The sequence below is a fragment of the Mesorhizobium sp. M7A.F.Ca.US.014.04.1.1 genome, from assembly GCF_003998745.1.
GTDB lineage: Bacteria > Pseudomonadota > Alphaproteobacteria > Rhizobiales > Rhizobiaceae > Mesorhizobium > Mesorhizobium ciceri.
The window spans coordinates 19,750-38,838 of sequence record NZ_RZRW01000004.1 but is presented as its reverse complement, the minus strand read 5'-3'; the positions used below and the strand labels follow the sequence as shown (position 1 = coordinate 38,838).

At 63.2% G+C, this 19,089-nt stretch carries 21 protein-coding genes; 8 read left to right on the top strand and 13 right to left on the bottom strand.

The features are described from left to right. Nucleotides 1–190 (top strand): CoA transferase (locus EOA22_RS00775; protein WP_206521256.1); only part of this gene is annotated, 190 nt, incomplete at its 5' end. Next, entirely contained in the window at nt 187–1,836 is a 1,650-nt protein-coding gene (locus EOA22_RS00770) for a thiamine pyrophosphate-binding protein (protein ID WP_063168499.1), read from the top strand. The genes EOA22_RS00775 and EOA22_RS00770, both read left to right, overlap by 4 nt. A gap of 211 nt (nt 1,837–2,047) precedes the next feature. On the opposite strand, the gene EOA22_RS00760 is transcribed toward EOA22_RS00770, so the two are convergent. Together EOA22_RS00760 and EOA22_RS00755 are read right to left on the bottom strand one after the other, a co-directional pair. Continuing rightward, nucleotides 2,048–2,488, bottom strand: coding sequence for a CHRD domain-containing protein (locus EOA22_RS00760; RefSeq protein WP_013530918.1), 441 nt, complete (start codon nt 2,486–2,488; stop codon nt 2,048–2,050). Nucleotides 2,489–2,641: 153 nt separating this feature from the next. Continuing rightward, nucleotides 2,642–3,925 carry a cystathionine gamma-synthase family protein gene (locus EOA22_RS00755; protein WP_063168500.1) on the bottom strand — a complete coding sequence of 428 codons (1,284 nt, stop codon included), beginning with the start codon at nt 3,923–3,925 and terminating at the stop codon, nt 2,642–2,644. Nucleotides 3,926–4,050: 125 nt separating this feature from the next. Between EOA22_RS00755 and EOA22_RS00750 the strand changes: the two genes are divergently transcribed. Next, the gene (locus EOA22_RS00750) at nt 4,051–4,509 is read left to right on the top strand and encodes an Lrp/AsnC family transcriptional regulator (protein ID WP_024501498.1); all 459 of its coding nucleotides are present in this window, start codon (nt 4,051–4,053) and stop codon (nt 4,507–4,509) included. Between the two features lie 50 nt (nt 4,510–4,559). On the opposite strand, the gene EOA22_RS00745 is transcribed toward EOA22_RS00750, so the two are convergent. From EOA22_RS00745 to EOA22_RS00730, 4 genes are all read right to left on the bottom strand, one after another. Further along, nucleotides 4,560–5,531, bottom strand: a complete 972-nt coding sequence (locus EOA22_RS00745; protein ID WP_013530916.1) for an ABC transporter substrate-binding protein — start codon at nt 5,529–5,531, stop codon at nt 4,560–4,562. 40 nt (nt 5,532–5,571) lie between these two features. After that, nucleotides 5,572–6,726, bottom strand: a complete 1,155-nt coding sequence (locus EOA22_RS00740) for an ABC transporter permease (RefSeq protein ID WP_063168501.1) — start codon at nt 6,724–6,726, stop codon at nt 5,572–5,574. Then, nucleotides 6,723–7,601, bottom strand: a complete 879-nt coding sequence (locus EOA22_RS00735) for an ABC transporter permease (protein WP_063168502.1) — start codon at nt 7,599–7,601, stop codon at nt 6,723–6,725. Before EOA22_RS00735 ends, EOA22_RS00740 begins: the two co-directional genes overlap by 4 nt. Before the next feature lie 68 nt (nt 7,602–7,669). Then, nucleotides 7,670–8,461, bottom strand: coding sequence for an ABC transporter ATP-binding protein (locus EOA22_RS00730; RefSeq protein ID WP_013530913.1), 792 nt, complete (start codon nt 8,459–8,461; stop codon nt 7,670–7,672). 142 nt (nt 8,462–8,603) lie between these two features. On the opposite strand from EOA22_RS00730, the gene EOA22_RS00725 reads away from it, so the two are divergent. Then, on the top strand, nt 8,604–9,014 hold the full coding sequence (locus EOA22_RS00725) for a cupin domain-containing protein (protein WP_013530912.1): 411 nt from the start codon (nt 8,604–8,606) through the stop codon (nt 9,012–9,014). Nucleotides 9,015–9,076: 62 nt separating this feature from the next. On the opposite strand, the gene EOA22_RS00720 is transcribed toward EOA22_RS00725, so the two are convergent. The 3 genes from EOA22_RS00720 to EOA22_RS00710 form a co-directional block, all read right to left on the bottom strand. Next, nucleotides 9,077–9,412, bottom strand: coding sequence for a hypothetical protein (locus EOA22_RS00720; RefSeq protein ID WP_245478576.1), 336 nt, complete (start codon nt 9,410–9,412; stop codon nt 9,077–9,079). A gap of 43 nt (nt 9,413–9,455) precedes the next feature. Then, nucleotides 9,456–10,907 carry a dihydropyrimidinase gene (hydA, locus tag EOA22_RS00715; RefSeq protein ID WP_063168503.1) on the bottom strand — a complete coding sequence of 484 codons (1,452 nt, stop codon included), beginning with the start codon at nt 10,905–10,907 and terminating at the stop codon, nt 9,456–9,458. Between the two features lie 63 nt (nt 10,908–10,970). Beyond that, the gene (locus tag EOA22_RS00710; protein ID WP_063168504.1) at nt 10,971–12,221 is read right to left on the bottom strand and encodes a Zn-dependent hydrolase; all 1,251 of its coding nucleotides are present in this window, start codon (nt 12,219–12,221) and stop codon (nt 10,971–10,973) included. A 121-nt stretch (nt 12,222–12,342) separates the two neighbouring features. Here EOA22_RS00710 and EOA22_RS00705 point away from each other — a divergent pair, with 121 nt between their 5' ends. After that, nucleotides 12,343–12,981: a TetR/AcrR family transcriptional regulator gene (locus EOA22_RS00705; protein WP_013530908.1), complete on the top strand. Its 639-nt coding sequence runs from the start codon at nt 12,343–12,345 to the stop codon at nt 12,979–12,981. A 75-nt stretch (nt 12,982–13,056) separates the two neighbouring features. On the opposite strand, the gene EOA22_RS00700 is transcribed toward EOA22_RS00705, so the two are convergent. Continuing rightward, on the bottom strand, nt 13,057–14,385 hold the full coding sequence (locus tag EOA22_RS00700; protein ID WP_013530907.1) for an aspartate aminotransferase family protein: 1,329 nt from the start codon (nt 14,383–14,385) through the stop codon (nt 13,057–13,059). A 226-nt stretch (nt 14,386–14,611) separates the two neighbouring features. Here EOA22_RS00700 and EOA22_RS00695 point away from each other — a divergent pair, with 226 nt between their 5' ends. Beyond that, nucleotides 14,612–15,247, top strand: coding sequence for a TetR family transcriptional regulator C-terminal domain-containing protein (locus tag EOA22_RS00695; protein ID WP_013530906.1), 636 nt, complete (start codon nt 14,612–14,614; stop codon nt 15,245–15,247). A 200-nt stretch (nt 15,248–15,447) separates the two neighbouring features. On the opposite strand, the gene EOA22_RS00690 is transcribed toward EOA22_RS00695, so the two are convergent. Then, on the bottom strand, nt 15,448–16,335 hold the full coding sequence (locus tag EOA22_RS00690; protein WP_063168505.1) for a helix-turn-helix transcriptional regulator: 888 nt from the start codon (nt 16,333–16,335) through the stop codon (nt 15,448–15,450). A 103-nt stretch (nt 16,336–16,438) separates the two neighbouring features. Here EOA22_RS00690 and EOA22_RS00685 point away from each other — a divergent pair, with 103 nt between their 5' ends. Next, nucleotides 16,439–17,281 carry an SDR family oxidoreductase gene (locus EOA22_RS00685; protein ID WP_063168506.1) on the top strand — a complete coding sequence of 281 codons (843 nt, stop codon included), beginning with the start codon at nt 16,439–16,441 and terminating at the stop codon, nt 17,279–17,281. After that, a complete protein-coding gene (locus EOA22_RS00680; RefSeq protein ID WP_013530903.1) occupies nt 17,281–18,003 on the top strand; it encodes an SDR family oxidoreductase in 723 nt (240 codons plus the stop codon). Before EOA22_RS00685 ends, EOA22_RS00680 begins: the two co-directional genes overlap by 1 nt. A gap of 30 nt (nt 18,004–18,033) precedes the next feature. Here EOA22_RS00680 and EOA22_RS00675 read toward each other — a convergent pair whose 3' ends face one another. Next, entirely contained in the window at nt 18,034–18,291 is a 258-nt protein-coding gene (locus EOA22_RS00675; protein WP_063168507.1) for a hypothetical protein, read from the bottom strand. A 60-nt stretch (nt 18,292–18,351) separates the two neighbouring features. After that, nucleotides 18,352–19,077 carry a trehalose-phosphatase gene (gene otsB / locus EOA22_RS00670; RefSeq protein WP_032898633.1) on the bottom strand — a complete coding sequence of 242 codons (726 nt, stop codon included), beginning with the start codon at nt 19,075–19,077 and terminating at the stop codon, nt 18,352–18,354. Nucleotides 19,078–19,089 lie beyond the last annotated feature (12 nt).

Genomic DNA, 19,089 nt, shown 5'->3' with positions numbered 1-19,089 from the left:
GTTCGCCGACCCGCAGACGATCGCGCGCGGCATGCGGCTCGACCTGGACGACGGCCATGGCAATCTTCTGCCTTCGGTGCGCGCGCCGATGGTGATGTCGGGCACGCCGCTGGTCTATGAGCGCCCCTCGCCGCGCCTGGGCGAGCACACCCAAGAAATCCTTGCCGAACTGGAGAAGTCTGGACAATGAAGACTGGCGGACAACTCATCGTCGACGCTCTCGAAGCCAACGGCACCGACCGCATCTACTGCGTGCCCGGTGAATCCTATCTGGCGGTGCTCGACGCGCTGCACGATTCAGCGATCCGCACCATCGTCTGCCGCCAGGAAGGCGGTGCCGCCATGATGGCCGATTGCCACGGCCGCCTGACCGGCAAGCCCGGCATCTGCTTCGTCACCCGCGGCCCCGGCGCCACCAATGCCTCGGCCGGCATCCACATCGCCATGCAGGATTCGATACCCGTCATCCTGTTCATCGGCCAGGTCGCCGGCCACGCCAAAGAGCGCGAGGCTTTCCAGGAGGTGGATTACAAGAGGTTCTTCGGCGACATCGCCAAATGGGTAGTCGAGATCGACGACGCCTCGCGCATCCCAGAATTCGTCACCCGCGCCTTCGCCGTGGCGACATCGGGCCGTCCCGGCCCAGTGGTGATCTCGCTGCCCGAAGACATGCTGACCAGTGTCGTTGAAGCGCCCGTCGCCTTGCCGCACACACCGGTCGAAACGCGGCCCGGGGAAGCCGAACTCGATGCGCTTGAGAAATTGCTGGCCAAGTCCAAGCGGCCTTTCGTCATCCTTGGCGGCACGCGCTGGGACGCCGAGGCGGTTGCACAAATGCGCGCGATCGCCGAGGCCTGGTCGCTGCCGGTCGGCTGTTCCTTCCGCCGCCAGATGCTGTTCGATCATCTGCATCCGAACTATGCCGGCGATGTCGGCATAGGCATCAACCCGAAGCTGGCCACAGCGATCAAGCAGGCCGACCTCGTGCTGCTGATCGGCGGCCGCATGGGCGAAATGCCCTCCTCGGACTACACGCTGCTGAAAAGCCCCTACCCGGCCCAGACACTGGTCCATGTCCATGCCGATTCCGGCGAGCTCGGCCGCGTTTACAGGCCGGCATTGGCTATCAACGCCTCGCCGTCCGCCTTCGTCGACGCTTTCGCCAAACGCAAGCCGGCCTCCGCACCCGTCTGGGCAGCCGAGACGCCAAAGCTGCATGCCGCCTATCTCGACTGGTCGACACCACCCGAAAGCGGCCCCGGCCCGGTCCAGATGGGCCCGATCATGAACTATCTCGAAAAGATGCTGCCCGACGACGCCATCCTCACCAACGGCGCCGGCAATTATGCCACCTGGGTGCATCGTTTCCATCGCTTCCGCCGCTTCGCCACTCAAGGTGCGCCGACGTCAGGCTCGATGGGCTATGGCACGCCTGCGGCAGTCGCCGCCAAAGAGCTGTTTCCAGAGCGCACCGTGGTCGCTTTCGCCGGCGACGGCTGCTTCCTGATGAACGGGCAGGAATTCGCCACTGCCGTGCAATACGACCTGCCGATCGTCGTCGTCGTCGTCAACAACGGCATCTACGGCACCATCCGCATGCATCAGGAGCGCGAATATCCCGGCCGCGTGGTGGCCACCGACCTCAAGAACCCCGATTTCGCGGCTCTCGCCCGCGCCTATGGCGGCCATGGCGAAACGGTTGAGAAGACGGCGGACTTCGCCCCGGCCTTCGAACGCGCCCGCGCCAGCGGCAAGCCGGCGATCGTCGAGATCAGGCTCGACCCCGAAGCGATCACCCCGACCCGGACGATGACCCAGATCCGCGACAAGGTTTGAGGGCCGACCGGGGCAAGTCGAGTTCCTTCACGCCCCCTCTGCCCTGCCGGGCATCTCCCCCTCAAGGGGGGAGATTGGCAGTTTCGTCGTCTCGCCCTTCTTCCAACACTGGCGATTGGCGAAACCCGAAGTACATTCGATCTCCCCCCTTGAGGGGGAGATGTCCGGCAGGACAGAGGGGGGCGCTGTCCTGCCAACCTTCAACGGTCAGCTACTTCGCCTTCTCGATCTGGCCGCGGACCTCCCCATTCGGGTTCGCTTTGGTGTGGACGTTGACGTAATACTTGCCGGCCTCAAGGTCAGCCGCCTGGGCATCAGTGAGCGTCTCCGACCCCTTGATCGGGCTCTTGAGTTTTTTGAACGGGATGACAGGGTCGGCGTTTTCACCCATCGCCGCAGGGCCATGGATATGCGCGGCCGTCGCCGGTCCGCTGAGGCCGGAATATTTGACGTTCCAGTTGAGCTTCTTCTTGGTCGTGTCGAAGGTGAAAGTGGCTGTGCCCTTACCCTTCGTGGTGACGGGCGGGCTCTGCTGGCTGCCGTCTAGTGTCGCCTTGAACTTTTCCATGGCTGCCAGGGCGGGCGATGCGAACAGGAAAGCGGTCGAAATGGCCAGCGCCGACAGCGCCGGTAAGAAGGATTGGGTGCGCATGAAGAACCTCCGATTGACTGTGCACGCGTCGCGGCTCCCCGGCGCGCGCATGCGCCAACGGAACGGCCTGGCGGCACAATGTATCCAACCACACGTTTTTGTGATGACGTATAGAGATCCTAGGGCCGTCCTGTCCGGCTTCAGCGATAGCGGTCAGACCGCCGCCAGCGCCTGCGTCAGGTCGGCGATCAGATCGTCCGGATGCTCGACGCCGATCGACAGCCTGACCGTGGTCTCCAGCACGCCGATGCGCTGGCGCACCTCGAAGGGAATGCCCGAATGGGTCATGGCCGCGGGGTGACTGGCCAGCGATTCCGTTCCGCCGAGGCTCACCGCCAGCTTGAAGATCTGCAATCCGTTGAGGAAGGCGAAAGCCGCCTTCTCCCCGCCCTTGATGTCGAAGGAGAAGGTTGATCCGGCGCCGCTGCATTGCGCCCTGTAGGCGCGGCCGGCCGGCGTATTCTCGCCCAGAAACGGCAGGTAGTGCACCTTGTCGACCTTGGCGTGGTCGCGCAGGAATTCGGCGATCAGGCGAGCATTGTCGTTGGCCCGCTCCATGCGGATCGACAGCGTCTCCAGCGAGCGGCCGAGCATCCAGCAGGAATGCGGGTCGAGCTGCGTGCCGATCGCGCCGCGCAGCGCCTTGATCGGCTTGGTGATAGCCTTGCTGCCCATGGCGGCACCCGCGATCAGGTCGGAATGGCCGCCGACATATTTGGTCAGCGAATAAACCGACACGTCGGCACCATGTTCGATCGGCCGCTGGAACACCGGACCCAGCAATGTGTTGTCGCACACGATGATCGGCGTTGACCCTTGGCTCGCGCCGATCTCGTCGGCGATCTTGCGCATCAGCGCGAGGTCGACCAGGCTGTTGGTCGGGTTTGACGGCGTCTCGATCAGGATGACCGACACGCGGCCTTTCGCGACGGCCGCGTCGGCGGCCGTGCGCACCGCCGGCTCGTCCACGCCATCCGCGAAACCGACAGCACCGATGCCGAAACCGGAGAGCGTGCGCGTCAAAAGCGTCTCCGTGCCGCCGTAGAGTGGCTGCGAATGCAGGATGACGTCGCCCGGACGGGCATAGGCGAGCAGCGTCGTGGCGATCGCCGACATGCCCGATGAAAACAGGATGCAGGCATCCGTCCCCTCATAGATCGCCAGCCGGTCCTCGACGATCTCGCTGTTGGGATGATTGAAGCGCGAATAGACCAGGCCGGAGGCGGTGCCGCTCGGCGGCTCCTTCCTGCCGGAGGTGTAGTCGAAGAAGTCGCGTCCCTCCTCCGCCGACTTGAACACGAAGGTCGAGGTCAGGAACACCGGCGGCTTGACGGCGCCCTCCGAAAGCTGCGGATCGAAGCCATAGCTCAGCATCAGCGTCTCCGGGTGGAGCTTGTGGTTGCCGATATGGGTTTTCGACGGGCGTGGCGCGGTCATGGCTTTTCCTGCCTGTTCGACTGAAATAGTGAACGGCAATTTATGCGATCTCGTTCCGCCAGTCCTTGCTATTTTTGGGCTCACATGGCTGCATCCCCGCAACAAATTGCCTGGAGAGACCGAAAGTGCAGCAGAAGATAGCCGACGATTTCGACCTGAAAATCCTGCGTGAGCTGCGGGCCGACGCCCGCATCACCAACAACGAGCTTGCCGAGCGCATCGGCCTGTCGCCGTCGCCCTGCCTGAGGCGGGTGCGGCGGCTGGAGGAGACCGGGGTCATCAGAGGCTACACCACGCTGGTCGATCCCTCAGCCTTCGGCTGGAGCATGGTCGCCATCGCCACCATCCGGCTCAGCCGCCAGAACGAAGACGAGATCGTGATGTTCGAGGACGCGATCCGCGGCTGGGAAGAGGTGCTGGAATGCCACCTCGTCACCGGTTCGCGCGACTATGTGCTGAAAGTGGTGACGGGAAGCCTCGAACAATACGAGCGCTTCATCAAGGAAAAGATCGCGCGGCTGAAATGCGTCGCCTCGATCGAGACCAGCTTCGTCATGAACACCATAAAGGAACGGCGCCTCTGACATTTCTGCCGGAGGCGCCGCTTTCTGGATAGATGTGTTGCCGGCTAGGCTTACTTGACCGCTTTGTCGGTGATGGCGGTGGTGTAGGCGCCGGTCGGCTCCTTGGTGATGATCTTCTGGTCGAGCAGCGCCTTGGCGGTGCGCTCGTAGGTCGCCGGGTCAAGCTTGCCGTCGGCATTGTCGATCAGCTTGGCGACTTCGCTCATCATGCGCTTCTGGTGGTTCTCGTCCTGGCCGCCGCCGTCCATGACGATGCCTGCGGCTTCGTCATTGTTGTCGATGGCATATTTCCAGCCCTTCATCGAGGCGCGCACGAAACGCACCATCTTGTCTTCGAAGGCCGGATCCTTGAGCTTGTCTTCGGACGCATAGAGCCCGTCCTCGAGCAGGTCGTTGCCCATGGCCGAGTAGTTGAACACGGTCAGCTGTTCCGGCTTGTAGCCGGCGTCGATCAGTTGCCAGTATTCGTTGTAGGTCATGACCGAGATGCAGTCCGCCTGCTTCTGGATCAGCGGCTGCACGTCAAAACTCTGCTTGAGCACCGTGACGCCGTCCGGGCCGCCCTCGGTCTTCAGGCCGAGCTTGTTCATCCAGGCGTAGAACGGATACTCGTTGCCGAAGAACCAGACGCCGAGCGTGTGACCTTTGAAGTCGGCTTCGGTCTTGATCGGGCCGTCCTTCGGGCAGACCAGCTCCATGCCGGCCTTCTTGAACGGCTGGGCGATGTTGACCAGCGGCACGCCCTTTTCGCGGGCAGCCAGCGCACCGCCCATCCAGTCGACGATAACGTCGGCACCACCGCCGGCGATCACCTGCTCGGGCGCGATATCGGGACCGCCCGGCTTGATGTCGACGTCGAGACCCTCGGCCTCATAGAAACCCTTGGCCTTGGCGACATAGTAGCCGGCAAACTGGGCCTGCGTGACCCATTTCAGCTGCAACGTCACCTTGTCGGCGGCCATTGCCTGGAAAGCGGCAAGCGACATCGCGCCAGCCAGAACGGGAATAATCAGTCTTTTCATTTTGTTACCCTCTGAAGTTAGTGCCCTAAACCCACCGCCCCTATCCACCACGGACAGAGGGATGCCAAAACGTGACGGCTCTTTCGACAAGAGCGACCACGCCATAAAAGACCGAACCCGCAAGTGCTGCAACTGCGATTTCGGCCCAGACCATGTCGATGTTCATCCGCCCGACCTCGGTCGAGATGCGGAAGCCCATGCCGACGACAGGCGTGCCGAAGAACTCGGCAACGATGGCGCCGATCAGCGCCAGCGTCGAGTTGATCTTCAGCGCGTTGAAGATGAAGGGAGCTGCTGCCGGCAGCCGAAGCTTCAAGAGCGTCGGCCAGTAGCCCGACGCGTAGGTGCGCATCAGGTCGCGCTCCATATGGCCGGAGGCGGCCAGACCGGCGACCGTGTTCACCAGCATCGGGAAGAAGGTCATGATGATGACCACCGCCGCCTTGGACTGCCAGTCGAAGCCGAACCACATCACCATGATCGGCGCGACGCCGATGATCGGCAGCGCCGAGACCATGTTGCCGATCGGCAACAGGCCGCGTCGCAGGAACGGCACACGGTCTGCGAGCACCGCGGTGATGAAGCCGGCGCCGCTGCCCACGACATAGCCGAAGATGACCGCCTTGAAGATGGTCTGGCGGACATCGGCGCCGAGCACCGGCAGCGAACCGGCGATGCGCGCGCCGATGGCACTTGGCGGCGGCAGCAGGATGAAGGGTATGCCGGCCCCACGCGTCACCGCTTCCCAGATGATCAGGATCCAGGCGCCGAAGATGGCTGGGATGATCAGGCCCAGCGCGGTGCGAGCCCATTTGGCGAACGGACGCAATGATGACAGCACCGCCACGCAGCGCCAGCCAAGCAGCCATGCGGCGGTGAGAAGCAGGAAGTACGGCGTCCGCGCCAGGCCTTCGAAACCGGTGATGCCGCCAATCAGCAGCCAGGCGGCCAGATGCGCGCCGATGAAAAGCACAACGGCTTCGACGATGGACGGTATTCTGGTCACCGAGATCAAAGCGGCGACAAGCAGCACGCCGAAAATCAGCCAGGTCGTCGCCACATAGGGGTATATCAACGTCCCTGCAGGCTGCGCCAGTGCATCGACTTTCGGCGCGGCGATCGGGCCGAGCGCCACTGCGATCAGGCACAGCACGATCGCCAGCACTGCCTGCCAGGAGGGTTTCAGCCAGTTCATGCCGGCCTCCCGCCCATAGCGCGGTCGACGAGGCGCCCGGCAATGCCGACCACCATGACCAGAAGGGCTGCCACCACCGAACCGGCGACCAGCGCCGACCAGATGTCGATGGACTGGCTATAATAGGCGCCGGCGAGCAGCTTGGCGCCGATGCCGGCGACAGCGCCTGTCGGCAGTTCGCCGACGATGGCGCCGACCAGGCTTGCCGCCACCGCCACCTTCATCGAGGTGAACAGGAACGGCACCGAAGCAGGCACGCGCAACATCCAGAAGGTCTGCGCGCGACTGGCATTGTAGGTGTGCATCAGGTCGAGATGCATGATCTCGGGCGAGCGCAGCCCCTTCACCATGCCGACAGTCACCGGGAAGAACGACAGATAGGTCGAAATCATCGCCTTCGGGACGAGCCCGCTGATGCCGATCGCCCCCAGCACGACGATGATCATCGGCGCCACAGCCAGGATGGGAATGGTCTGCGAGGCGATGATCCACGGCATCAGGCTGCGGTCGAGCGTCGCCACATGGACAATGCCGACGGCGATGATGATGCCGAGCGCCGTGCCGAAAGCGAAGCCGAGCAGCGTCGACGAAAGCGTCACCCAGGCATTGTAGACCAGGCTGCGGTTGGAGGTGATGGGCCGCAGGAAGGTGTTCTCGAAGAAATTCACCGCCACCTGGTGCGGCGCCGGCAATGTCGGCTTCGGCTGCGACAGCGTCTTGCCGATGAGTTGGCTGAACGTGGATGTTTCACCCGCGCGACGATCGAGATCGCGCTGGAACGGCGTGTTGAGGATGACGGCGAAGACATACCAGAGCGCGATCACGCCAACGAGGATGGAGGTGACGGGAACGAGCTTGTCGCGGAAGGTGTCCATCTAGCGGGCCTCAGCCGACTGGCGCCCTCCTCTCCCCGTTGGGGAGAGGAGGAAGCTCATCCTGCCCCTCAATCATCATAGCTGTGCCCCGCGCGCAGCCCGTCCCGCACCCGCGCTGCGATCGCCAGAAACTCCGGCGTCTCGCGGATGTCGAGCGGCCGCTCTCTCGGCAGCGTCGATTCGATGATGTCGCTGACACGGCCCGGGCGCGGCGACATGACGACGATGCGCGTCGACAGATAGACGGCCTCCGGAATGGAGTGGGTGACGAAGCAGATGGTCTTGTTGGTGCGTCCCCACAATTCCAGCAGCTGCTCGTTGAGATGGTCGCGCACGATCTCGTCCAGCGCGCCGAACGGCTCGTCCATCAGCAGCAGGTCGGCGTCGAAGGCCAGCGCACGGGCAATCGAGGCGCGCTGCTGCATGCCGCCCGAGAGCTGCCAGGGATATTTCTTCTCGAATCCAGAGAGGTTGACGAGGCCGAGCGTGCGCTTGATCCGCTCGCCTTGCTCCGCCCTGGATAGGCCCATGATCTCCAGCGGCAGCCCCACATTGCGCTCGATGGTCCGCCACGGAAACAGCGCCGCCGCCTGAAAGACATAGCCATAGGCGCGTTTCTCGCGCGCCTGCTCTGCTGTCATGCCATTGACGGAAATCGCCCCCGAGGTCGGCTTCTCCAGATCGGCGATGACGCGCAGCAGCGTGGTCTTGCCGCAGCCCGAAGGCCCGATGAAGGAGACGAACTCGCCCTTGCCGATGGTGAGATCGACATTGGACAGCGCCTGCACCGGCCCGTCATTGGTCTGGAAAGTCAGCCCGAGTTTGCTTGCCGCGACGACGGCTGGCGAATTCCCCGTCATCGGTTGCCGCCTGCCTGTTTCCGTTCCCGCGGCGGCTGGAATCCGATTGCTTTTATCGCGATGTTGTTTTCCACTTGCCCTGTCCCATTTGGCCCTGTCCCTCTGACCTTGTCCCACGCGATCGACGCCCGGAGTTTCCCCGATGTCGCCTAAACCCACTTGTCATCTTATCCGCCCTGAAAGCACTTATGAAGGCAAGCAGGGGCTGACCTATTTCGCCGGCATTGCCGCCGAGACCGTCGGTGCCTCCGGCATCTGCATGCACATGCTCACCATGCCGCCCGGCGCCCGCGCCAAGGCGCATATGCACGAGAGCCACGAGACGGCGATCTATGTGCTCTCCGGCGAAGTTCACACCTGGTATGGCGACCGGCTCGAGCATCATATCGTCGTCAAGGCCGGTGATCTCTTCTACATCCCCGCCGGCGTGCCGCATCTGCCGGCCAACCTGAGCGGCGCCCCGTCCTCTGCCGTCATTGCGCGCACCGATCCCAACGAACAGGAGAGCGTCGTCCTGCTGCCGGAACTGGATGCGCTGGTCGCCGGAAGCTGACTTCGCCGGGCTAGGCGCCCGTCGGCCAATTGCTAGAGGTTTGCGCCCGCCAGCTTCGGCAATCATCGGCACCGAGACACTTCCCCATAGACGGTGCCGTCCGCATCCGCGATCACCAGTTTCTTGGCGTTCTTGGTGCTGTGCTTGATGATGAAGGTGGCGGGCGACTTGCCCTCTTCGCCTTCGGCCTCGCACTCCGCCTTCACCACAAGCGAGCCGTCGGCCTGGACCCTCTTGCCGGTGAAGGTGCAAGCGCTCGTCGCCGTGATGAAGTCGGTGTTGGTTAGAAGCAGCATGTCCTCGGCGTAGACTTCCTGGCCGTTCTTGTTGATGCAGCCGGACTTGTTGCCATAAGATTTGGCTAGGTCGATGCCGGCCGCCGACACTTGGCTGGCCACCAGAACCAAAACTGCCGCGAAAAGAAGTCCCCCGCGCCGCACCTCAAACCCCGGTCGCCGGGATGCCGGTGCGTTCCACCTTGCGCGGCGCGGAGATTTCCTTCCACGTCGACAGCGCCCGGTTGACGGCCGCATTCGGCTCGCGGCCGACGAATTCACCATGGCCGGGCTTGGTCTTGACCTCGGACTCCTGGATCGACAGTTCGCCCCGCGAGAACACGAACCGCGGCAGGCCGGTCACCTCGAAACCCTCGAAGACATTGTAGTCGATCACCGATTGCTGCTTCTTGGACGAAATTGTCTTCTTGCGCTTGGGATCCCAGACGACGATGTCGGCGTCGGCACCCTCTACGATGGCGCCCTTCTTCGGATACATGTTGAGGATCTTGGCGATGTTGGTCGAGGTCACCGCGACGAACTCGTTCATCGTCAGCCGGCCGGTGTTGACGCCTGTGGTCCACAGCACCGGCATGCGGTCTTCAAGCCCGCCGGTGCCGTTCGGGATCTTGGTGAAATCGCCGACGCCGTTGCGCTTCTGTTTGGTGGTGAAAGCGCAATGATCGGTCGCCACCACCTGCAGCGAACCCGCCTGCAGGCCGGCCCACAGCGAGTCCTGGTGCGATTTGTTGCGGAAGGGCGGACTCATCACGCGGCGTGCCGCATGGTCCCAGTCCTTGTCGAAATACTCGCTCTCGTCCAGCGTCAGGTGCTGGATCAGCGGCTCGCCGAACACCCGCATGCCCTTCTGGCGCGCCCGGCGGATCGCCTCGTGGCTCTGCTCGCAGGAGACATGCACGACATAGAGCGGCACGCCGGCCATGTCGGCGATCATGATGGCGCGGTTGGTCGCCTCGCCTTCCACTTCGGGCGGCCGCGAATAGGCGTGGCCCTCGGGGCCGTTGTTGCCGGCAGCCAGCAGCTTCTGCGACAGTGCCGCCACCACGTCGCCATTCTCGGCATGAACGAGCGGCAGCGCGCCGAGATCGGCGCAGCGCTGGAACGACGCATACATCTCGTCGTCGTCGACCATCAGCGCGCCCTTGTAGGCCATGAAATGCTTGAACGAGGTGATGCCCTTGTCGACGACCGTGGCCATCTCGTCGAACACCTGCTTGCCCCACCAGGTGATCGCCATGTGGAAGGAGTAGTCGCACGACGCCTTCGAGGTCTTGTTGTCCCACATCTGCAAGGCTTCGAGCAGCGACTGCTGCGGCGCCGGCAGGCAGAAATCGACCACCATCGTCGTGCCGCCGGAGAGCGCCGCGCGCGTGCCGGATTCGAAATCATCGGCCGAATAGGTGCCCATGAACGGCATTTCGAGATGGGTGTGCGGGTCGATGCCGCCCGGCATGATGTAGCAGCCGGTGGCGTCGAACTCATGGTCGCCATGCAGGCCCGAACCGATGGCGACGATCTTGCCGTGCTGCATCAGCACATCGGCCTTCCAGGTGCGGTCGGCGGTGACGATGGTGCCGTTTCGGATGACTTTGGTCATTGACTGTTCCCTTGTTCTCTTCGCGCTTCTTTACGAGCGTCGTTTGGAAGGTGGATTCTAAGCTCACTCCACGATGACAGCCGTCTCCACCACCGCGTGGAACAAGACATCGGCACCCGCCGAAGCCCATTCCTTGGTGATCTCTTCGGCCTCGTTGTGGCTGAGGCCATCGACGCAAGGGCACATCACCATGGCGGTGGGCGCGACGCGGTTGATCCAGCAGGCGTCGTGGCCGGCACCGGAAACGATGTTGCGATGGGAATAGCCAAGGCGGTCGGCGGCATCGCGGATCGCCTTGACGCAGCCGGCATCGAAAGTCACCGGATCGAAAGCGCCGACCTGTTCGATCTCGCAGCGGATGTCGAGTGCATCGCAGATCGTGTCGATGCCTTCGCGGATGCGGCCATCCATCGCGTCCAGCACTTCCTTTTCCGGCGAGCGGATATCGACGGTGAAGACGGTGCGCCCGGCGATGATGTTGCGCGAATTGGGATAGACCTCCATGTGGCCGACCGCGCCGACGGCATCGGGCTGGTAGTCCATGGCGATCTCGTGCACCAGTTCGATCACCCGCGCCATGCCGAGCCCGGCATTGCGGCGCTTGGGCATCGGCGTCGAGCCGGTATGGGCTTCCTTGCCGGTCAGCGTCACCTGCAGCCATTTAAGGCCCTGGCCATGGGTGACGACACCGATGTCGATATCTTCGTCCTCGAGGATCGGACCCTGTTCGATATGCAGTTCGAAGAAGGCATGGATCTTGCGGTCGCCGACCTTCTCGGGGCCTTTCCAGCCGATGCGCTCCAGTTCCTCGCCGAATTTCTTGCCCTGCTTGTCGACATGCCCGTACACATCGGCCTGGTCGAGCACGCCGGCGAACACGCCGGACGCCATCATAGCCGGCGCGAAGCGCGAGCCCTCCTCGTTCGTCCAGTTGGTGACGACGATTGGATGTTTGGTCTTGATGCCGAGATCGTTGAGCGAGCGCACCACTTCAAGCCCGCCCAGTACGCCGAGCACGCCGTCATACTTGCCGCCGGTCGGCTGCGTATCGAGATGGCTGCCGACATAGACCGGCGGCAGGCTGGGATCGGTGCCTTCGCGGCGGGCAAACATCGTGCCCATTTCATCGACGCCCATTTCGAGCCCGGCCGCATCGCACCAGCGCTTGAACAGATGCCGCCCTTCGCCGTCTTCGTCGGTCACGGTCTGGCGATTGTTGCCGCCGGCAATGCCGGGGCCAATCTTCGCCATCTCCATGATGGAATCCCACAAACGGTTTGAATTGATTCGCAGATTCTCGCCGGGTGCGGCCATCTCGAGTTCCCATCTACACCAGGGGTCTTGTCGCCCCTTGAGTGATTTACAGCTTGACCGTATGGTCAGCTTTTAAACTACACAACCTGACCAAGCGGTCAACTAGAATCTTGGGGTAGACATGGCAGAACCCACCCGCCCCATGCGGCGACAGGAGATCCGCCGAGAGAATGAAAAAACCATTCTCGTCGCTGCAGAGAAGGTGTTTGCGGAGGCAGGGTTTGGCGGCGCCACGATGCAGTTGATTGCGGATCTGGCCGGACTGCCGAAGGCAAATCTCCACTACTATTTCGCCACCAAGGAAGAGCTTTACCGGTCGGTCGTTCAAAACATCTTTGAAATCTGGCTACAGGCGGCCAATTGCTTCGACGCGGCGCGCGGGCCCATAGACGGCATCAGTGCCTATATCGACGCCAAGATGGAAATATCACGCCGCCATCCCGACGGCTCGAAGGTCTGGGCCTCCGAAGTGATGCACGGGGCGCCGGTGCTTCAGGACTATATGGAATCGACGCTGCGCGAATGGACCGACGGCCGCGTCGAGATCATCAGGCGCTGGATCGAGGAAGCCAAGATGGACCCGGTGGATCCGCGTCATCTGCTCTATATGCTTTGGGCTACGACCCAGCACTACGCCGATTTCGGCCATCAGATCGAGACACTCAATGGCGGAAAACCTCTGTCCGACCGGCAATGGCGGGAAGCCAAGGAAAATATCAAGCGGGTGATCCTGACCGGGATCGGTGCGTTGCCCGCCTGACTGTAATGGTTCGTTGCAAGCAAAAGGTCAGGTCGGCGCGCTGCCGCGCCGACCTCAACCGACCGCGTCAGTCCGTCAATCGATTGACCTCAGCACATCTCGAACATGGTCGATCAATTCGTTGATCTGGCCCTTGGTGATGATCAGCGGCGGCGAGAGCGCGATGATGTCGCCGGTGGTGCGGATCAGCGCGCCGCGCTCGAACGCCTTGACGAAGGCCGAGAAGGCCCGTTTGGTCGGCTGGCCGGCGATCGGCGCCAGCTCGATCGCACCGATCAGGCCGATGTTCCTGATATCGATGACGTTCGGCTCGCCTTTCAGCGAATGCAGCGCGTCTTCCCAGTACGGCGCCAGCTCCTCGCCACGGGTCAGCAAGCCCTCTTCCTTGTAGGTGTCAAGCGTGCCGAGTGCGGCCGCGCAGGCGATGGGGTTGCCCGAATAGGTGTAGCCGTGGAAGAACTCGATCATGTGCTCGGGGCCGGTCATGAAGGCGTCGTGGATCTCCTTCTTCACAAACACCGCGCCCATCGGGATGACGCCGTTGGAGACGCCCTTGGCGGTGGTCATGATGTCGGGCGTGACACCGAAATAGTCGGCGGCGAACGGTGTGCCGAGACGGCCGAAACCGGTGATGACCTCATCGAAGATCAACAGGATGCCGTGCTTGGTGCAGATCTCGCGCAGCTTCTCCAGATAACCCTTCGGCGGCAGGATGACGCCGGTGGAGCCGGCGACCGGCTCGACGATGACGGCGGCGATGGTCGAAGCGTCGTGCAGGGCGACGATACGCTCCAGCTCGTTGGCGAGTTCCGCGCCATACTCCGGCACACCCTTGGTGAAGGCGTTCTTTTCCGGCAGATGCGTGTGCGGCATATGGTCGACGCCGCCGAGCAGCGTGCCGAACATCTTGCGGTTGGTGACGATGCCGCCGACCGAGATGCCGCCGAAATTGACGCCGTGATAGCCGCGCTCGCGGCCGATCAACCGGGTGCGCGAGCCCTCGCCCTTCACACGGTGATAGGCGATCGCCATTTTGAGCGCGGTCTCGACCGATTCCGAGCCGGAATTGGTGAAGAAGACATGGTCCATGCCCTTGGGCGCCAGGTCGACCAGGCGGTTGGCCAGTTCGAACACGATCGGATGGCCCATCTGGAAGGCCGGCGCATAATCGAGTTCGGCAGCCTGGTGCTGGATCGCCTCGGTGATCTTCGGACGGCAGTGGCCGGCATTGACGCACCACAGGCCGGCGGTGCCGTCGAGCACCTTGCGGCCGTCGCTGGTTGTGTAATGCATGTCCTTGGCGGACACCATCATGCGCGGCGCCTGCTTGAACTGCCGGTTTGCCGTGAACGGCATCCAGAATGCACTGAGATCGTTCGGCGTGACTTTCAGCCGGTTGGACATGACCAGGACTTCCCCTTGTAAACTGTTTCGCTGCGCCCAACGCTTGGTCTTTGCCGCGTTTTCATGCTACGCAAATTTTTGACCGATTGGACAAACGTTAGCACCGCCCTGTAGGCGGTCAAGGATTACTAGCGGAAATGCGGCACCTGAAGTGCGTTCCACAGGCTAGGGAAAAACTGGTCCAGAGAATTGGTCCAGATGAGCCTCAACACGAGGGCTTGCAACGGTGACCATCGGCACGGATGCCCCTCGCCGCACCCGCATCCAGCAGGAAAAGCGCGAACTCATCCTGGAGGCGGCGCTTGAGGTCTTCTCCACCAACGGCTTTCGCGGCTCGACCATCGACCAGATCGCCGAAGCTGCCGGCATGTCGAAACCGAACCTGCTCTATTATTTCCGGCGCAAGGAAGACATCCACGAAACGCTGATGCAGCGCCTGCTCGACACCTGGCTGGCGCCACTGCGCGAACTCGACGACATTGGCGATCCCCTAACCGAACTGCGCAGCTACATCAGGCGCAAGCTGGAGATGGCGCGCGATTTTCCGCGCGAGAGCCGGCTGTTCGCCAACGAGATCCTGCAAGGCGCGCCGCGCATCATGCCGCTGCTGGCGGGCGAACTGAAAACGCTGGTCGACGAGAAGGCCGCCGTCATCAAGGGCTGGATGCGCGCCGGCAAGATCGCCAAGACCGACCCGTGGCACCTGATCTTCTCGATCTGGGCGACGACGCAGCATTATGCCGATTTCGACGTCCAGGTCCGCGCCGTGCTCGGACCGAACCGTGGCGGCGACGGCCGCTTCGAGGATGCGGCAAGATTTCTCGAGCAGTTGTTCCTCGATGGGCTGAAGCCGAAGGGCTAAATGGTTTCGTCATTCTAGGGCGAAGCAAGGAGCGAAGCGACGCGGCGCAGACCCTACAATCCATGCCGCGACTTCAACGCGCCGCAAAGGTCCAAATTCTGCTCCGTAGTACTCTTCGGCAAACGTCCCGGCATGGATCCTCGGGTCTCCGCGTCCGCTTCGCCCGTGGATGACGAAGCCGAGGGGGACGCCAGCCAACCTCAGGCGCTGCGCCGCTCGGCCGGCAGCGCGTCCAGCAATGCCTGCAGCTTGGCGATCGAATTCTGCTCGGCTAACGGCGTGTAGACGATCAGCTTCATGTCCGAGCCGTCGCCGATCGACAGGCTCATATGCTCGAAGGTCATGGCGCCCGCGCTCGGGTGCCGGACATGTTTCACCCCCGACAACCGATGCGCGACGTCGCGCTGCGGCCACCAGGCACGAAATTCGGGGCTCGAACGGGTCATCAACTCGATCAGCCGCTCGAAATCCGGATCGCCGACATAGCGGGCGCTCGTGGCCCGGAACGAGGCCAGCACGGTGCGCGCCAGTTGCTCCCAGTCGACCAGCAGGTGCCGGTGATGCGGGCTCGTGAACACCATGTGGACGATGTTGCGGGCGTCACCCTCCAGCAGGCCATAATCGCCGAACACCGCCACCGCCGCCGGGTTCCAGGCCAGCACGTCCCAGCGCCGCCCGACGACATAGGCCGGCTGCAGCACCAGGCTCTGCAGCATGTGCAGCAACGGGCCATCGACCTTTTCCGGCGCTACGGCACGGCGCTCCGGCTGCTGGCGGTCGGCAAGGATGAACAGATGCTGTTTTTCGGCGGCGTCGAGGCGCAGTGCTTCGGCGAGCGCCGTCAGCACCTCGACCGAGGGCCTGACCTCCCGCCCCTGCTCCAGCCATGTGTACCAAGTCGTGCCGACACCGGCGATCATCGCCACCTCCTCGCGGCGCAAGCCCGGCGTACGTCGCCTGAGACCGATGGCGATGCCTGCGGCCGAGGGCGTCAGCCTTTCGCGGCGCGAGCGCAGGAAGGCGCCGAGTTCGCGCCGGCGGCTGTCTTCAGCCGAACGTGTGGGGGCCGCGTGAGGTTGGGACTCCATGCGCGTATTATAGCAGTATTGATACCAGGATAAAGTTTGAACTGTTTGGCCAGCGCCAACTGCCCCATCTTCCGTTCAGAGCAACAGAACGGAGGCTCTGAACATGGAACTCAAAGACAAGACGATCCTCATCACCGGCTCGACAGACGGCGTCGGCCGCGTTGTCGCGCAACGGCTCGGCGCCGCGGGCGCCCGTGTGCTGGTGCACGGCCGCGATGCAACGCGCGGCAAGGCTGTTGTCACCGAGATCGAAGCCGCCGGCGGCAAGGCCGAGCTTCTGGTCGCCGACCTCTCTTCGCTGGCCGAGGTGCGCCACCTCGCCGAGGCGGTGCGCGCCCGGACGAACCGGCTGGACATCCTCATCAACAATGCCGGCATCGGCACAGCGGGCCAAGGTGCCAAAAGGCAGGTGAGTGCCGACGGCTATGAACTGCGCTTCGCGGTCAACTATCTCGCCGGTTTCCTGCTGACATCGGAGCTCCTGCCATTGCTGAAGGCCAGTGCGCCGGCGCGCATCGTCAATGTCGCCTCTGCGGGGCAGCAGGCGATCGACTTCAGCGATGTCATGCTGACCCGCTCCTATGACGGGGTGCGCACTTATTGCCAGAGCAAGCTGGCGCAGATTCTGTTCACCGTCGATTTGGCCGAACAGTTGAAAGGCACCGGCGTCACCGTCAACGCATTGCATCCGGCGAGCTACATGAACACAACCATGGTCCGGCAGGCCGGGGTGACGCCGTGGAGTTCGGTCGAGACCGGTGCCGACGCCATCCTCAATCTCGCCACCTCACCCACGCTCAACGGGAAAAGCGGCCTCTATTTCGACGGCCTGCGGGAATCCCGCGCCGATGCTCAGGCCTACGACGCCAAGGCAAGGCAACAGCTGAGAAGCTTGAGCCTCGACCTCATCGGCCCGGCCTCCCCCACATCGAAGGAACAGCATTGATGACCAAGGCAATCCAACACACCGTCATCATCGGTGGCTCGTCCGGCATCGGGCTGGCGACGGCGCGCAAACTGCTTGGCCCGGACATGAAGGTAACCATCACCGGCCGCAACGAGGACAAGCTGAAGAGCGCTTGGAAGAGCCTTGGCGGTGCTGCCGAGAAGGCCGCTTTCGACGCGTCGAAGCCGGATGAGGTCCGTCAATTCTTCGAGCGCCTCGGCCCCTTTGATCACTTGGTGCTGGCGGCCAGCGGCGGCAAGGGCCTCGGCCCGTTCCCGGCGCTTGACCTGAGTGACATCGGCAGTGGCGTGGAGGAAAAGGTCCGCCCGCAGCTGTCCTGCCTGCAGGCCGCCTTGCCGACACTCAACAAGGCCGGGTCGGTCACCTTCATCTCGGCGGTGTCGGCGCAGCTCGCAACGCCCGGCGTCGCCGGTATCGCCGCCATCAACGGCATGCTGTTGACCGTGGTGCCGATCCTGGCGATGGAGTTGAAACCGCTGCGCGTCAATGTCGTGGCGCCAGGCGTCATCGACACGCCCTGGTGGGACTTTCTGGCCGAGGAGCAGAGGCAGGCGCTGTTTGCCGACTATGCCGGCAGGACCCCGGTCGGCCGCATCGGTCGCGCCGAAGACGTCGCCGCGGCAATAGCCTTCCTCGTCTCCAACGGCTTCATGACCGGTCAGGTGCTGACCTGCGACGGCGGACTGCGATTTGCGGCCTAGCGTTCCTCGGGCGCCGACAGGCTTTCACCCTCAATTGGCTCTCTTTGGATCACCCCGCACGCTCTTTTCGCCGGGGCTGTCACCGCCCGGTCTCACCGCATCTGAAGCGGTCTTTTCCGGAACATAGGAATAATCAGGCGTATCAGCCCCATACATCTTGTTATCGATCGCCTCTTGCCAGCTGAAATCCGCGTCGGACGGTGAAACGTCGGCAATGTCATGGCGGGAGGAGCGAGAGTGCAGCCAGTTCGGGGTGATCTCTCGGACCAATTGTGCGAAGCGTCCCATCGAAACCGTTCCTTTCCTTGCCCTTTCCAGGAGGCGCGATCGCGGTTGCGTCGGCTGGATCTAAAGTTGACCTCTCAGCCAGGCCAGCGTCTCGACAACGTCGGCAAGCCCGTACCGCGCTGCGGTGTGCGCTGGTGGTTTGACGCGTATCGATATGCCGCCGGCATCATTGACGGCCTCAAAACCGTTTTCATCCGACGTGTCGTCGCCCAGGAAGACCGGGCGACGGCCCGTGAATGGCGCAATTTCCATGAAACGCCGGATCGCGGCGCCCTTGGCGGCCTCGAGCGGCAGCAGTTCAACACCGGCATTGCCGGGAACCACCCGGTAGCCCTTTGGCAGCGTGGCCAGCGCCTGCTCGACAAGCTGCGTCGCGCGCGGAAGCAGATGCGGGGCGGCGCGCGTGTGGATGGCCAGCACCCGTCCTTTGCGCTCGATATAGGCGCCACGACCGAGCTCGGCCTCGATCTCGTCGGCAAGCGCAGAAATATCCGCCGGCTCATCCGCGACTTCGACGTCGTCGTTCGGTAGGAGCCGATGTTCCAGGCCATAGAGCCCGGCGGCGCGCAGCTTCAAAGGCTGAAACAGATGATCGACAGCCGCGACGGAACGGCCTGTTATGAAGGCCAATGCCCCGTTCAGCTTGCGATCCAGGCCTTGCAGCAAGGAGCGGAGCTCGTCGCTGACCGAGACGGCGTCCGGGTGTTCGGCATGTTCCAGCAGGGTGCCGTCGATGTCGAGGAACAACGCCCATTCGCCGGTCAGCACAGTGTGCGGTTTCTCCATGACGGCCTGCGG

Bases quoted from the DNA above. Each gene is read 5' to 3' on its own strand.
- EOA22_RS00745 (WP_013530916.1), bottom strand. From the start codon at position 5,531: ATGAAAAGACTGATTATTCCCGTTCTGGCTGGCGCGATGTCGCTTGCC.
- EOA22_RS00680 (WP_013530903.1), top strand. From the start codon at position 17,281: ATGACCAAGGCAATCCAACACACCGTCATCATCGGTGGCTCGTCCGGC.
- EOA22_RS00755 (WP_063168500.1), bottom strand. From the start codon at position 3,925: ATGACCGCGCCACGCCCGTCGAAAACCCATATCGGCAACCACAAGCTC.
- EOA22_RS00725 (WP_013530912.1), top strand. From the start codon at position 8,604: ATGTCGCCTAAACCCACTTGTCATCTTATCCGCCCTGAAAGCACTTAT.
- EOA22_RS00770 (WP_063168499.1), top strand. From the start codon at position 187: ATGAAGACTGGCGGACAACTCATCGTCGACGCTCTCGAAGCCAACGGC.
- EOA22_RS00685 (WP_063168506.1), top strand. From the start codon at position 16,439: ATGGAACTCAAAGACAAGACGATCCTCATCACCGGCTCGACAGACGGC.
- hydA (WP_063168503.1), bottom strand. From the start codon at position 10,907: ATGACCAAAGTCATCCGAAACGGCACCATCGTCACCGCCGACCGCACC.
- EOA22_RS00760 (WP_013530918.1), bottom strand. From the start codon at position 2,488: ATGCGCACCCAATCCTTCTTACCGGCGCTGTCGGCGCTGGCCATTTCG.
- EOA22_RS00710 (WP_063168504.1), bottom strand. From the start codon at position 12,221: ATGGCCGCACCCGGCGAGAATCTGCGAATCAATTCAAACCGTTTGTGG.
- EOA22_RS00705 (WP_013530908.1), top strand. From the start codon at position 12,343: ATGGCAGAACCCACCCGCCCCATGCGGCGACAGGAGATCCGCCGAGAG.
- EOA22_RS00690 (WP_063168505.1), bottom strand. From the start codon at position 16,335: ATGGAGTCCCAACCTCACGCGGCCCCCACACGTTCGGCTGAAGACAGC.
- EOA22_RS00700 (WP_013530907.1), bottom strand. From the start codon at position 14,385: ATGTCCAACCGGCTGAAAGTCACGCCGAACGATCTCAGTGCATTCTGG.
- EOA22_RS00730 (WP_013530913.1), bottom strand. From the start codon at position 8,461: ATGACGGGGAATTCGCCAGCCGTCGTCGCGGCAAGCAAACTCGGGCTG.
- EOA22_RS00740 (WP_063168501.1), bottom strand. From the start codon at position 6,726: ATGAACTGGCTGAAACCCTCCTGGCAGGCAGTGCTGGCGATCGTGCTG.
- otsB (WP_032898633.1), bottom strand. From the start codon at position 19,077: ATGGAGAAACCGCACACTGTGCTGACCGGCGAATGGGCGTTGTTCCTC.
- EOA22_RS00735 (WP_063168502.1), bottom strand. From the start codon at position 7,601: ATGGACACCTTCCGCGACAAGCTCGTTCCCGTCACCTCCATCCTCGTT.
- EOA22_RS00675 (WP_063168507.1), bottom strand. From the start codon at position 18,291: ATGGGACGCTTCGCACAATTGGTCCGAGAGATCACCCCGAACTGGCTG.